16 protein-coding genes are annotated in these 14,013 nt (G+C 33.7%); 12 read left to right on the forward strand and 4 right to left on the reverse strand.

The genetic code is table 11. The features are described from left to right. The 10 genes from eno to ACKI32_RS03430 form a co-directional block, all read left to right on the forward strand. The coding region (eno, locus tag ACKI32_RS03385) for a phosphopyruvate hydratase (protein WP_407413498.1) at nt 1–1,084 on the forward strand (1,084 nt) is incomplete at its 5' end. A gap of 19 nt (nt 1,085–1,103) precedes the next feature. Continuing rightward, nucleotides 1,104–1,298 (forward strand): 4Fe-4S dicluster domain-containing protein, encoded by a 195-nt coding sequence (locus ACKI32_RS03390; RefSeq protein WP_407413500.1) that lies wholly within the window; start codon nt 1,104–1,106, stop codon nt 1,296–1,298. A 20-nt stretch (nt 1,299–1,318) separates the two neighbouring features. Continuing rightward, the gene (gene rpsB, locus ACKI32_RS03395; protein ID WP_296895372.1) at nt 1,319–1,921 is read left to right on the forward strand and encodes a 30S ribosomal protein S2; all 603 of its coding nucleotides are present in this window, start codon (nt 1,319–1,321) and stop codon (nt 1,919–1,921) included. A 10-nt stretch (nt 1,922–1,931) separates the two neighbouring features. Continuing rightward, nucleotides 1,932–2,780: an AmmeMemoRadiSam system protein B gene (gene amrB / locus ACKI32_RS03400; RefSeq protein WP_407413503.1), complete on the forward strand. Its 849-nt coding sequence runs from the start codon at nt 1,932–1,934 to the stop codon at nt 2,778–2,780. A 9-nt stretch (nt 2,781–2,789) separates the two neighbouring features. Next, the gene (gene mvk / locus ACKI32_RS03405) at nt 2,790–3,752 is read left to right on the forward strand and encodes a mevalonate kinase (protein ID WP_407413505.1); all 963 of its coding nucleotides are present in this window, start codon (nt 2,790–2,792) and stop codon (nt 3,750–3,752) included. A gap of 4 nt (nt 3,753–3,756) precedes the next feature. Next, complete coding sequence (locus tag ACKI32_RS03410) at nt 3,757–4,557, forward strand: isopentenyl phosphate kinase (RefSeq protein ID WP_407413507.1); 801 nt, start codon at nt 3,757–3,759, stop codon at nt 4,555–4,557. Between the two features lie 3 nt (nt 4,558–4,560). Then, nucleotides 4,561–5,607 (forward strand): type 2 isopentenyl-diphosphate Delta-isomerase, encoded by a 1,047-nt coding sequence (fni, locus tag ACKI32_RS03415; RefSeq protein WP_407413509.1) that lies wholly within the window; start codon nt 4,561–4,563, stop codon nt 5,605–5,607. Between the two features lie 3 nt (nt 5,608–5,610). Further along, nucleotides 5,611–6,954: an RNase J family beta-CASP ribonuclease gene (locus ACKI32_RS03420; RefSeq protein ID WP_407413511.1), complete on the forward strand. Its 1,344-nt coding sequence runs from the start codon at nt 5,611–5,613 to the stop codon at nt 6,952–6,954. 14 nt (nt 6,955–6,968) lie between these two features. Next, complete coding sequence (idsA, locus tag ACKI32_RS03425; RefSeq protein ID WP_407413513.1) at nt 6,969–7,949, forward strand: short chain isoprenyl diphosphate synthase IdsA; 981 nt, start codon at nt 6,969–6,971, stop codon at nt 7,947–7,949. Between the two features lie 321 nt (nt 7,950–8,270). Next, on the forward strand, nt 8,271–9,056 hold the full coding sequence (locus ACKI32_RS03430) for an ADP-ribosylglycohydrolase family protein (protein WP_407413515.1): 786 nt from the start codon (nt 8,271–8,273) through the stop codon (nt 9,054–9,056). On the opposite strand, the gene ACKI32_RS03435 is transcribed toward ACKI32_RS03430, so the two are convergent. Beyond that, nucleotides 9,049–9,825 carry a TrmB family transcriptional regulator gene (locus ACKI32_RS03435; RefSeq protein WP_407413517.1) on the reverse strand — a complete coding sequence of 259 codons (777 nt, stop codon included), beginning with the start codon at nt 9,823–9,825 and terminating at the stop codon, nt 9,049–9,051. The two genes, ACKI32_RS03430 and ACKI32_RS03435, sit on opposite strands and share 8 nt — an antisense overlap. A 121-nt stretch (nt 9,826–9,946) precedes the next feature. On the opposite strand from ACKI32_RS03435, the gene hcp reads away from it, so the two are divergent. Beyond that, entirely contained in the window at nt 9,947–11,254 is a 1,308-nt protein-coding gene (hcp, locus tag ACKI32_RS03440; protein ID WP_407413519.1) for a hydroxylamine reductase, read from the forward strand. Nucleotides 11,255–11,257: 3 nt separating this feature from the next. Beyond that, a complete protein-coding gene (locus ACKI32_RS03445; protein ID WP_407413521.1) occupies nt 11,258–11,587 on the forward strand; it encodes a cupin domain-containing protein in 330 nt (109 codons plus the stop codon). A gap of 60 nt (nt 11,588–11,647) precedes the next feature. Here the strand turns inward: ACKI32_RS03445 and ACKI32_RS03450 are convergent, their stop codons facing one another. The 3 genes from ACKI32_RS03450 to ACKI32_RS03460 are packed head-to-tail and all read right to left on the reverse strand — an operon-like array spanning nt 11,648 to nt 14,002. Continuing rightward, nucleotides 11,648–12,175 (reverse strand): GNAT family N-acetyltransferase, encoded by a 528-nt coding sequence (locus ACKI32_RS03450; RefSeq protein ID WP_407413523.1) that lies wholly within the window; start codon nt 12,173–12,175, stop codon nt 11,648–11,650. Beyond that, nucleotides 12,168–12,989, reverse strand: coding sequence for a class I SAM-dependent methyltransferase (locus ACKI32_RS03455; protein ID WP_407413525.1), 822 nt, complete (start codon nt 12,987–12,989; stop codon nt 12,168–12,170). Before ACKI32_RS03455 ends, ACKI32_RS03450 begins: the two co-directional genes overlap by 8 nt. Beyond that, nucleotides 12,986–14,002 (reverse strand): aldo/keto reductase, encoded by a 1,017-nt coding sequence (locus ACKI32_RS03460; protein WP_407413527.1) that lies wholly within the window; start codon nt 14,000–14,002, stop codon nt 12,986–12,988. The genes ACKI32_RS03455 and ACKI32_RS03460 overlap by 4 nt, the downstream gene beginning before the upstream one ends. Nucleotides 14,003–14,013: the final 11 nt, after the last annotated feature.

The raw sequence follows: 14,013 nt of genomic DNA on the forward strand, positions 1-14,013 counted from the left end.
TGGAGTGGACATGATAGTAAGTGAAATGGAAGATTTGATTGCTTCTGAGCTTATTGGAATGGATGCACAAGATATTACAACTATTGATGAAGTATTGAGGGAAGTCGATGGAACAGATAATTTATCTGCTATTGGTGGTAACACTACTGTAGCTATTTCCATGGCTGTAGCTAAAGCTGCTGCTTCTTGTTATAGTCTACCATTGTACAAATATATAGGTGGTAATTTAGTTAATGAATTGCCATATCCTCTTGGTAATATGATGAATGGTGGAGCACATGCAGGTGTTAATGCACCAGATATTCAAGAATTTTTGGTTGTTCCAATTGGAGCTACTACTATGGTTGATGCGATATTTGCAAATGCTTCCGTTCACAAAAGATTAAAAGAGTTAATACAAACTAAAGACTCTAATTTTACTGGAGGAAAAGGTGACGAAGGTGGATGGGTACCTAATATTTCAAATGATGCTGCTTTAGAAATACAAGCACAAGCTTGTGAAGAAGTAGGGGATGAATTGGGCCTTGAAATTAGACCTTCACTTGACATGGCTGCTTCAGAATTATGGAGTAGTGATGAGCAAAAATACGTTTATGCTCAAGACGGTGTCAAAAGAGACACTGGAGACCAAATTGATTTCGTAAAAGATATCATTGATACTTACAAAATGTTTTATGTAGAAGACCCATTTGACGAATCCGACTTTGAAGGATTTGCTCAACTCACTTCAAAAGTAGGTGATAAATGCCTTATTTGTGGTGATGATTTATTTGTAACAAATAAAAAGATATTGGCCAAAGGTATTGAAATGAAAGCAGCAAATGCTATCATCATCAAACCAAATCAAATAGGTTCATTATCTGAAACTTATGCTACTGTAAAACTTGCAAAAGAAAATAATATTGTGCCTGTTGTTTCCCATAGGTCTGGTGAAACTACTGATGCAACTATCGCTCACTTAGCTGTTGGTTTTTCATCTCCAATGATAAAAACTGGGGCTATTGGTGGTGAAAGAATAGCTAAATTAAATGAGCTTATTCGTATTGAGGAAGAACTTCCAAATCCAAGGATGGGGAAATTCTAACAATTAATGGAGAGATTTGATGTCTAAAGTAATATTAGATTATGACAAATGTGATGGTGCAGACTGTGCAGAATGTGCTGATGTTTGCCCAATGGAAGTATTAGTTCTTAAAGGTGACAAAATCGAAATTGTCAACCCTGAAGACTGTAGTTATTGTGAAGTTTGTATGGATGTATGTCCTAACGAATGTATTAAAATTGAAGATGAAGATTAAATAAAATTGTAGGTGAAAATATGGTAAACGATGAACTTTTAATTGACTTAGATAATTATTTAGCTGCTGGTTTACACATTGGAACTCAACAAAAAACCAGTGATATGGAAAAATACATTTTCAGAGTAAGATCTGACGGTTTATATGTATTAGATATTCAAAAAACTGACGAAAGAATCAGACAAATCGCAAAACTTTTAGCAAAATACGACCCTGAAGATATTTTGGTTGTAGCTACCAGACAATATGGTCAAGCTCCTGTTAAAAAATTCGGAGAATTAACCGGTGCTAAAACTATCCCTGGTAGATTCATCCCAGGTACTTTAACTAACCCAAATTATGCTAAATTCATCGAACCAAAAATTATTGTTGTAACTGACCCAAGATCTGATGCACAAGCAGTATTAGAATCCAAACAAAATGGTATTCCTGTTGTTGCATTATGTGATACTGAAAACTTACTCAGTTTTGTTGATATTGCTGTACCTGTAAACAACAAAGGTAGAAAAGCTATTGCTTTAGTTTACTGGTTACTTGCAAGACAAATCTTAAGAGAAAGAGGAGACATTCCTGAAGACGGTGACTTAGATATTGATGCAACCGACTTTGAACTTAAATTTTAAATGAATTAAAATGTTAAGAATGCCTGCTGTTGCTGGATCATTTTATCCAAATAATCCTAACACTCTAAAAAAACTCATTGAGAGTTGTTTTTTAGATGACGTAAGCGTTGGTGAAATTCCAGAGCTTAAATCTTTTGATGGATCAGATTATCCTATAAATGTTATGGTTCCACATGCAGGTTATCAATATTCTGGTGCAATAGCCGCACATGGCTATTGTAAACTAGTTCAAATTGGTTTTCCTGAAGTTTTTATTATTATAAGTCCAAACCATACTGGTTTTGGTAGTGAGGTTTCTGTTTTCAATGATGGTGAATGGGTAACACCTTTCGGAAGCATTCAAGTAGATGATGAATTTGCAGATGAAATTATTTCAAATTCTGATTTTGCAAAAGGAGACTTCCACGCCCATATTCATGAACACAGTATAGAAGTTCAACTACCATTCCTACAATATTTTTCTGATGATTTTAAAATTGTTCCAATCACTATGGGTTCACAAACCTATGTAACTGCAAATGATATAGCAAAAGCTATTTTTGAAGCTGGAAACAAATTAGATAAATCTTATGCAGTAATTGCAAGTACGGATTTATCTCATTTTAACAATCAAGAAAAGGCCAATAAAGTTGATGGTTTTGTAATGGAAGATATTGCGGAAATGAATGAATTCAAACTTTTTGAAGAAGTCGTTCAGTATAATATTACAATGTGTGGTTATGGTCCTGTTATGGCCACTATAATTCATTCTAAAATGTCTGGTAAAAAAGAATGTGAAATATTAGCTTATCAGACTAGTGGGGATGTTACTGGAGATTTCACTTCAGTTGTAGGTTATGCTTCAGGTGTTTTTAAATAAAGGTGTATTATGATAGCTAAAGCTTCCGCTCCAGCAAAAACAATTTTATTTGGTGAACACTCAGTAGTTTATGGTGAACCAGCTATTGCAGGGGCAGTAAATAAAAGAGCTTATATAACAATTAAGGAATCAGATTGCAATAAATCTATTTTTAGAGCTCCAGACATAGGTTTCGAAGCTGAATTATTAACAAGATCTAAAAAATACATCTTAAGAAAAGGAAAACCAGGTATTATTAGATATATTTTAGAATCCGTTCATAGAGTTCATGATCATTCTCCAATAGACATAACATTGAATTCAAATGTTCCTATTGGTTCTGGACTTGGATCATCTGCTGCTGTTACTGTAGCAACACTCGCAGCATTATACAGATATCACAACATTCGTTTTAATAAAAAATCTTTAGCTCATGATGCTCATATGGTTGAACAGGCCGTTCAAGGAGTGGCTAGTCCTTTAGATACTTTAGTTTCTACTTATGGTGGTCTTGTTTATTTATCAAGAAACAAAAAGGTTGAGCGTTTTAAAGTTGATTTTAATGTTCCATTTGTTGTAGGTTATACTACAAAGCATGGAAATACTGGAAAAATGGTTAAAGATGTAAGAAGTCTTAAAAATAGAAATCCAAAAATTATAAATCCGGTTATTGCTTCAATGGGTAATTTAACTAATTATGCAAAACAGGCTATTTTGAAAAAGGATTTCAATAAAGTTGGAGAGTTAATGAATATTAACCATGGATTTTTAGATACGATTGGTGTTAATACTTTAGAATTATCTCGTATGGTGTATAATGCAAGAGAAGCTGGTGCTATTGGTGCTAAAACTACTGGTGCTGGTGGAGGGGGTAGTATTATTTCGCTATGTCCTGGAAAAGTTGAGGAAGTTGCTGAAGCTATTGCTCGCGATGATAATGTCTTGAAAATCAGATTTACTCGAAAAGGGGTTTCTTCAAGAGTTTATAAGTGATTTGATGTTTATCTTAAAAATTGGTGGAAGTATATTAACTAATAAAGATGCTATTGAAAGTGAAGTAGATAGTGAAAGCCTTAAAAGAATAGCAGGTGAAATTAAAGCTTCACTAGATAATTCTTTTAAAGAATTAATCATTGTTCATGGTGCTGGTTCTTTTGGTCATCCACCAGCTAAAAAATATAAAATTGGCGAAAAATTTGACGAATCAGAATATCCACAAAAAAGAATTGGGTTTTGTGAAGTTCAAAATGCTGTTAAAAAATTGAATATGTTAATTTGTGAAGCGTTCATTGATGAAGGAGTGCCGGTTGTTGCAATTCCTGCTTCTAGTTTCATGACAGCTACAAATAAAAGAATAACTGAAGGAAAACTAGATGCTTTTAGAAGATATTTAGATAAAGGGTTTATTCCTGTTATCTATGGGGATGTTGTTTTAGACAGTGAGTTAGAAATCTGTGTTATTTCAGGTGATCAACTTATACAATACCTAGCTAAAAATCTTAACCCTGATTGTGTTGTTTTGGGGACTGATGTTGATGGAGTTTATGATAAAAACCCAAAAACTCATGATGATGCAATTTTTTTCGAGAAATTTACATCACTTAAAGATTTGGATACATTAGAGGGAACCACAAATGTAGATGTAACTGGTGGAATGGTTGGTAAGATTAAGGAACTTTTATATTTAGCAGATTTGGGAATTGAATCTAAAATAATAAATGCTGAAGTTAAAGATAACATTTATAAAGTCTTAGAAAACGAAGATGTCAAAGGAACAGTAATTTCAAGGGGAAATTAATACATGATTTCAGATAGAAAATTAGAGCATTTATTAATTTGTGAAAATTATGATGTTGAGTTTAAAAATAAAACCACTGGATTTGAAGACATTGAGTTAATCCATAATGTTTTACCTGAAGTGGATAAAAATGAAATTGATTTATCTACTGATGTTTTTGGTAAAAAATTAGACTCACCTCTATTTATTACAGCTATTACTGGAGGCCATCCTGCTGCAAAAGAAATTAATAAGCAATTAGCAATTGCAGCTGAAAATAATGGTATTGCTCTTGGTGTTGGATCTCAAAGAGCGGCTTGTGAACATCCAGAATTAGCAGATACTTATAGTGTTGTTCGTGAAAATGCGCCTGATTGTTTACTTGTGGGTAATATTGGTGCACCGCAACTTAATTTGGCTGAAAAAGCAGTGGAAATATTGGATGCTGATATTTTGGCAATTCATCTAAATCCTCTTCAAGAATCCATACAACCAGAAGGTGATTTAGATGCAAGAGGCTACACTGACATGATTAAACAGATTACTGAGAGTGTTGATATTCCAGTGCTTGCAAAGGAAACTGGTTGTGGAATATCTGCAGAGTCAGCTAAAATACTGGTTGAAGCAGGTGTTGATTTTATTGATATTGAAGGTGCAGGTGGAACCAGTTGGGCGGCTGTTGAAACATACCGTGCTGAAGATAGATATTTAGGTGAAATATTTTGGGATTGGGGAATTCCAACTGCAATTAGTACTGTTGAAGTTACTGATGCGGTTAATGTTCCAGTTATTTCATCAGGAGGAATTCGCACAGGCTTAGAAGCAGCTAAGGCTATTGCTCTTGGAGCAGATGCTGTTGGTATGGCTTTACCATTTTTAAAGAACAGTGCTTCTCAAGATGATTTAAACACATTTATTCAAAGATTCAATGATTCCTTAAGGATTGCTATGTTTTTGGTTGGAGCTAATAATATCGAAGAATTGAAACAATCTAATTTAGTCATTCGTGGAAAAACAAGAGAATGGTTAAATGAGAGAGGAATTAACACAAAAAATTATTCAAGGAGATAAAACATGAGCGTTGAAGTAATCGCTATTGGTGGGTACCAAGAAGTCGGGAAAAACATGACTGCTGTCAAAATAGGCGAAGACGTAATAATTTTTGATATGGGTATTCACTTGGACAGAATAAGCATGCACGAAGATACTGATATCGATAGGATGCATAGCTTAGATTTAATTGAAAGAGGAGTTATTCCTGATGATACATTAATGAAGGATGTTGACGGAAAAGTAAAAGGAATAGTATTCTCTCACGGTCACTTAGACCACATTGGTGCAGTTGCAAAATTAGCACATAGATATGATGCACCATTAATCGGAACACCTTATACTGCCGCTTTGATAGAAAAACAAATCAAAGGGGAACGTAAATTCAAAGTAACAAATGAAATTAAACCTTTAAATCCGGGAAGTAAAATGAAACTTTCAAAAGATATTACTTTAGAATTTGTTCAATCAACTCACAGTATTCCTCAAGCAGTATTTCCAGTTTTACACACCTCAGAAGGTGTTATTGTTTATGCATTGGATTTCAAATTTGATAATCATCAAAAAGTATCCCCTCCACCTGATTACAAGAGATTAAAAGAATTGGGTAGAAAAGGAGTGCTTGCATTGATTGTTGAAACAACTAATGCTAAAAATTATAATGAAGTAAAAACTCATTCTGAACGTATTGCTCGCAATATCTTAGAAGATGTAATGGTAGGGCCTCTCCAAGAGAGAACTGGTATGATTGTAACTACTTTTTCATCTCACGTTGAACGTGTTCAGGCTATTGCAGATATTGCTAAAAAAAGCCATAGGGAAATATTTTTCCTTGGAAGATCCATGGAGAGATTCTGTGGAATTGCACAAAAATTAGGAATATTGAAATTGCCTAAAAATGCAAGTATTTATGGCTCTCCAAAAGCAGTAAACAGGGCTTTAATGAAAGCTGATGAAGACAGAGCAAATTATTTGCTTGTAACTACAGGTCACCAAGGTGAACCTGATGCATTACTTCCAAGAATAGCTAGTGGAAGAACTCCTTTTAATATTAAAAAAGGAGATAATGTAATTATTTCAGCACCAATCATTCCAAATCCAACAAATGCTGCTAATAGGCATATTATGGAAAGGAGATTAAAGTTAAAAGGTGCAAGAATTTATCCTAATGCTCACGTTTCCGGACACGCTGGGAGAGAAGACCACAGGGAATTCCTACGTATGTTAAAACCACAACATATTATTCCAGCACACGGAGATTTATCAATGCTTGCAGCTTATGCTGAACTTGCAGAAGAAGAAGGATACAGAATAGGATATGATATTCATATTTTAAGAAATGCTCAAGCACAAGTTTTTAAAAGTTAAAAGAGGGAATTTAAATGAGTAATGTAAAAGAAGTACTTGGAACTTATTCAGGAGATATTACTAAGACTATTGAAGAAGAATTATCTACTATTGTTCCAGAAAATCTCGCTGAAGCATCAGTATACTTAACTAGAGCTGGAGGCAAAATGCTCAGACCAGCTTTAACATTAATAGTTGCTGAAGCTGTTGGTGGAAATCGTAAAGACGCTTTAAAATCAGCTGCTGCAATTGAACTTATCCATACATTTTCACTTATTCATGATGATATCATGGACCAAGATGATATGAGGAGGGGAATGCCGGCAGTTCATAAAGTTTGGGGTGATGATGTAGCAATTCTCGCAGGAGACACTTTGTTTTCAAAAGCATTTGAAATAATTATAGGTACTGAAGGCACTACTTCAGACCAAAATAATAAAGCTTTAGCTACTGTCGCTGATGCATGTGTAAAAATCTGTGAAGGTCAAGCATCAGATATGGGCTTTGAAGACAGATTTGATGTAACAGAAGATGAATACATGGAAATGATTTTCAAGAAAACTGGTGCTTTAATAGCTGCTGCAACTAAAGCCGGTGCTATTATGGGTGGTGCATCAGATGAAGTCATTGATGCAATGTATGAATATGGTCGCTTGATAGGTCTTGCTTTCCAAATTCAAGATGATTACCTTGACCTTGCTTCTGATGAAGAGACTTTAGGTAAACCGATTGGTTCTGATATTGGAAAAGGTAAGATGACCATCATCGCAATTAAAGGTTTAGCAAGTGTGGATGATGATAGATTATTAGAAATCTTAAAAGCTGAAGAAAATTCTCAAGATGAGATAGATGAGGCAATTGAAATTTTAACAAATTGTGGTGCTATTGAATATGCTCGCAATTTGGCACTAGAATCTGTGGACCAATCTAAAGAAGTACTTGAAATATTACCTGATTCTTCATCTAAACAGGTACTTGCAAACATTGCAGATTTTGTACTTGAGAGAAGTGCTTAATTTCTCTCACTTTTTTAATTTTTTTTCTTAAAAATAGGATTCCGAGAAAATCTTGGAATCGATATTTTCATGCTAGATATTTTCGTGAAGTAATTTTTTTGAATTTCTATAATTAAAGTAAATTGGTTGATTTAGAGAAAGTATATTTTGTGATTGATTTCACTTTAGGTTATAAAAATTCACGTGTTTCATGATAATATTGAATATTATCAACTTTTATTATATTTTAAGCTTTATTTAAGCTTTTTTATTTTAATTCATGTCAATTTTACAGGTTAAAAGCAATAATTTTATTAACAAATTTAACACATAATCATTAATATGAGAGGAATTATTGGTGCAATTGCAGGTGACATTATAGGTTCTCCTTATGAATTTCATTCTATTAAAAGTAAGGATTTTGATTTATTTTCAAGAAAATCTACATTCACAGATGATACTATAATGACTTTAGCAATAGCTAATTGGTTATGTGTTAATAAGGATTCTAAACATGTTTTAATTAATAATTTAAAATATTTTGGAAACATGTATCCCAAGGCGGGATATGGTGGAAGATTCATGGAATGGTTACGCCATGATTCACCTGAACCATATGGCAGTTGGGCAAATGGTTCTGCAATGCGTGTTTCACCTTGTGCTTGGGTAGCGGATTCCCTTGAAGAAGCGCAAGATTTGGCCAAAAAATCAGCAATAGTTACTCATAATCATCCGGATGGAGTAAAAGGAGCACTTGCAACATGTGATGCAATTTACCTTGCAAGGCTTGGTGCCAGTAAGGATGAAATTAAAGATCATATTGAACTTAGATACGAATATTTTTTAAATCGCAGTATTGACGAAATAAGGCCTAACTATAAGTTTGATGTTTCATGTAGGGGCAGTGTTCCGGAATCCATCATATGCTTTTTAGAAGCTGAAAACTTTGAAGATACAATTAGAAATGCAGTATCTCTGGGTGGTGATGCAGATACTCAAGCAGCTATTGCAGGCAGCATAGCATCTGCATATTGGGATGTTCCAAAGAATATTGCGTATAAATCCATTCACAGGCTTGATTATAGACTTTTAAAAGTTTTCATTGATTTTGAAGAGAAATTTATGTAGATTTTTTATTTTTAGTCTTTTTTAACTGATTCATGAAACGGTCATCATAATTTTTAGCTATTTCTTCGTATTTGTTCCAGATTCCAATGGCAGTTTCTGGAATAACATTTCTTTTGTCTTCAGAAAACTTGGTATATGTATGCAGCATTTCTTTTGAATCTGAAATCATCACCTTTACAAATGGAATATCTGCTTTTTGGACATTAATATTATTTTCTTTGAAAAATTCAATGATTTTAAACTCTTCATTGTTAATGTAACATGTTGGTGAGGCTAAAATATTGACTTTTAAACTTCTTTTATTTTTGAATGCTTTAACTAATGCTTTACCTTCTCCTTCAAATAAAAAACCTATTCTCATATTCACAGTGTTTTTTGCACGTTTTATGATTTCCACTTCTTGGGAAATAATTTTTTCAACACCATAAATTCTCCAGATTGGGGCCTGAACTTGATTCATTCCATTTTCATACACGTTAGTTAGTCTTGTTATCGCATCATCCAGATTTGAATCAATTTTTTCTTTTTCACGGCTTAATACTTCAATAGGGGATTTAACAATATATGTTAGGGGCCTTCCATCTTCAATTTCTATGAAATCCTTTTCGTTGAGTTTTTTTAACACATCATAGATTTTACTTCGGGGGATATTTGACTTTTCAGCTATTTCAACTGCTGTTGATTGGATTAATGCTGTTAATGCCACATATGCCTGAGCTTCATACAATGTAAGTCCAATTCCTTTTAAAACGGTTATATTTTCATCCATGATTATAGTTTGGTTTTAGACATATATATCTATTACTACTTTTAACCCTTAAATAGTGACAATATCTTTAAATACTCTTTAAAGAAAATTATAATTAACGATTAAAAAAGAGGTAATTAAAATGTCAGATGGATTAGATATGTTCTGTTATCAATGTTCCCAGACCGCTCATGGTACTGGATGTACTGTAAGTGGAGTTTGTGGTAAAAAACCAACTGTAGCAAGATTACAAGATAATTTAATCTTTACTATGAAAGGAATTAGTGCATATAACTACAATGCAAACGTTTTAGGCAAATTCAACCCAGAAATTGATGCATTTTTAACCAAGGGGTTATACACTACATTAACCAATGTCAACTTTGATGTCAATGATTTGGTTGCATTAGCACTTGAAGCAGGTAAAGTCAGTGTGGATGTAATGAGATTGCTTAAGGATGCACACATTGAAGCTTACGGTGAACCAATGCCTGTTGAGGTAAAAGTGGGTGCTCAGGAAGGTCCAGCTATTATTGTAACTGGGCATGACTTAAAAGCACTAGAAGAATTATTAAAACAGGTTGAAGGAACTGATATTAAGGTTTACACTCACTCAGAAATGTTGCCTGCTCATGGATATCCTGGATTAAACAAATACGAAAACTTGGCAGGACAATTAGGAGGTGCATGGCACGATCAAAGAACAGTCTTTAAAAAATACAATGCAGCCATTGTTGGAACAAGTAACTGTGTACTTCCTGCTTTGGATGCATACAAGGAAAGAATGTTCACTATGGATGTGGCTAAACTTGAAGGTGTAAAAACAATTGAAGATTATGACTTTTCAGAAGTTATTGAATGCGCGAAATCTCTTGGAGGTTTAGAAGCTGAAGAATTAACTACCATAACTACTGGTTGGAGTGCTGGAGCAATTGTTGAACACGCTGATGCAATTAAAAAATTGGTGGAAGAAGGTAAAATCAGAAGGTTCTTTGTTGTAGGCGGTTGTGACAAAGCAGCAAAACACAATGACTACTACAGAGAATTTGTTCAAAACTTACCTGAAGATACTGTTATATTGACTTTGGCATGTGGTAAATACAAATTCAATGATTTGGATTTAGGTGATATTGAAGGAATTCCAAGATTATTGGATGTAGGTCAATGTAATGACACTATTGTTGCAGTTGATGTGGCAGTGGCATTATGTGAATTGTTTGGCATGGAATTAAATGAATTGCCATTGACTATTGTGCTTAGTTGGATGGAACAAAAGGCAGCTGCAGTACTTTGGGCATTGCTCTACTTAGGCAAAACTGACATGTGGATTGGTCCGGTTCTTCCTGCATGGGCAAATGAAGACATATTAAATGTTTTAGTTGAAAACTACAATTTAACTCCAACAACTGGTGATGCAATAGCTGATATCAAAACTATTATGGGGGAATAGGCTATGAGTGTGGATATTATGGCTAAAGCTTTAGATATCCAGAAATTAGTTGAGTATCAAGACGATACTGTTGTAAGCCGTGAAGTAATCAAAAAGGAATTGGGGACAGTGACATTCTTTGCCTTTGATCAAGGTCAAGGTTTATCTGAGCACTCAGCTCCTTTTGATGCAATGGTTCAGGTAATTGATGGTGAGGCAGAAATCACAATTTCTGGTGTTAAAAATACTGTTAAAGCTGGTGAAATCATCATCATGCCAGCAAATGAACCACACGCTCTTCAAGCTGTAAATAGTCCTTATAAAATGATTTTGACCATGATTAAGTCTGATTAAAATCAAACTTTAACAAAAAATAGTATTTTCACCTATATCCTTTGTTATAGGTGTTTTTTTTCATTTTTCTAAGATATGTTCATATAAATGAAATTTTTCCAATCCAACAATATCGTGGAATATTTCAACAGTATCTATATATTTAAATCCAAATTTCTCAAAAACCTTTTGAGCACCAATATTTCCATCGATAATATCAAGTCGGATCGTTTTTTGATTATTTTTTAGGGCATTGTTTTTTATTTGGCGGAATATTTCTTTTCCAATTCCTTTTCCTGCTAAATCTGAAGTCACTGCAAAGGTATGGATTATAACAATCTCCTCTGGTTTTGCCTCAACAATCCAGTCAATATTGTCATATTCTGGGTCAAATCTATTGTTCAAAACGACGCAGCCAATTATGTCACTATCTTTTTTATAGACATACAGTTCCTGTTTTTCAATGCTGCTTTTGATAAATTCTAAATTAGGATAATACTTGCTCCATTTTGGTTTGAATTGTGTGCCTTCTATTGAATAGACAATATTTTGATAAAAATTCAATATTTTTTCCGATTCTTCAATTTTGGCTTTTCTTAGACTATTCATGTTGTTTTTTCCACCAAACCATTATCCAATCAGCCTTATCTTCAACATTATAGTATTTCCCAGTTTCTTTATCATAAGTGAGAATTCTTTCCAAATACTCTTTTAAAAGTTCTTTTTGTTCATCAGAGTATAAGTCAAGTCGGAATTTGCCGTTGTCAACTGCTTCTTCAATACTATCATACTCACGATAATTATTCAAGTCAAAGCGTTCGATATTTGCATAAATTCCCATATTAAATAGTATATTGAAGAAATAATTGTAATCCGGAAAGTCTTCTGTTTTTATTCCAAGTTCTTCATCGAAATCCTTTTCTATTTTCTTATTTTCAGGTCCAAAAATAGTTATGAAGACATATTTATTTGCAATTTTATTTAATTCTCTTAAAACTTCATCAATTGGAATTATTCCATTTAGTGATCTTGAACAAACAACAACATCAACATCCCCAATCTCATCGTAATTTATCTCTTCAATCGGTTTTAAGATAGTTTCAATATTATCAATATTGTTGTCATTAGCTCTTTTTTCTAAAAATTCGAGCATTTTAGGTGATGAATCAATTCCGATTACTTTTTTAACTCTTTTGGCGATTGGTATGGTAACTGATCCTTCACCGCAGCCAACATCCAGGACAGTATCGTTTTCATCTAAAATTAGCATATCAAACAGTGCATCCTGATAATCGTCTTTTCTGGTTCTTTTAAAGAATCCTGGTGCGGCCTTATCCCAGTCTTTATTTATTTTACCTTCCAACCTTTCGGCCCAAAAGCTTAGCCAGTCAACATCATTTGGATTTTCAATACATTGTTTCATATTTTCACTTTTCCTGCCAATACGTTCTGATAATCATCATAATTTTCTTTTAAAAGTTTTGGAATGTCTAATTCGTATGGACACTTATCTACACATGAGTAACACTCTGTACAGCTAGTAGTCTTTTCCATAATCTCTTGATATTCATCAGTTAAGTAAGGTTCTGTGGGAAATCTTCTAATCCAAAGTGACATTCTGGCACATAAACTGATGTTGATTTCTTCAGGACAAGGCATACAGTATCCACAACCTCTACAGAAGTTTTCTCCAAGTTCCTTTTTATCATTTTCAATGGTTAATTTTAAATTATCATCCAAAACAGTATTTTCATCATAGCTTAAGAATTCATTAAGTTCCTCTAGTTTCTGAATTCCCCATATTGGAAGGACATTGTCAAATTGATTTAAAAATGCGTAACTTGCTTTGGAGTTTTTCAACAGTCCCCCACCCATTGCCTTCATTGCAATAAATCCGACATCCAGTTTTCTACATTTTTCAACTAATTTTATTTCTTCCTCGCCACTTAAGTATGAAAATGGGTATTGCAGTGTTTCGTATAATCCGCTGTCAAGAGCTTCATGGGCATGTGTGATTTTGTGGGTGGTAATTCCAATATGTCTTACCATACCCTGTTCTTTTGCTTCCAGCATTGCTTTATATAATTCATCATCTTCCTTTGGACAAAAGGATATGTTGTGGAATTGATGCAGGTCAAGATAATCTGTTTTCATGCTTTTAAGAGATGTTTCCAAATCACTCCAAAAGTCTTCTACAGTTTCTGCTGCACTTTTACTTGCAAGATAAATGTTATCTCTCACGTCACTTAATGCACGACCAATCTTTTCTTCACTATCTGTGTAGAAATGGGCTGTGTCATAAAAGTTTATTCCGTTTTCATATGCAGCTTTTAGAATTTCAGTTGATTCTTCAATACTGCATCTCTGGATTGGCAGAGCTCCAAATCCGTTTTTATTTACTTCTAAATTAGTTTTTCCCAGCCTCATTTTAATCACCTTCAACACCT

The sequence above is a fragment of the Methanobrevibacter sp. genome (assembly GCF_045611865.1).
Classification (GTDB): domain Archaea; phylum Methanobacteriota; class Methanobacteria; order Methanobacteriales; family Methanobacteriaceae; genus Methanocatella.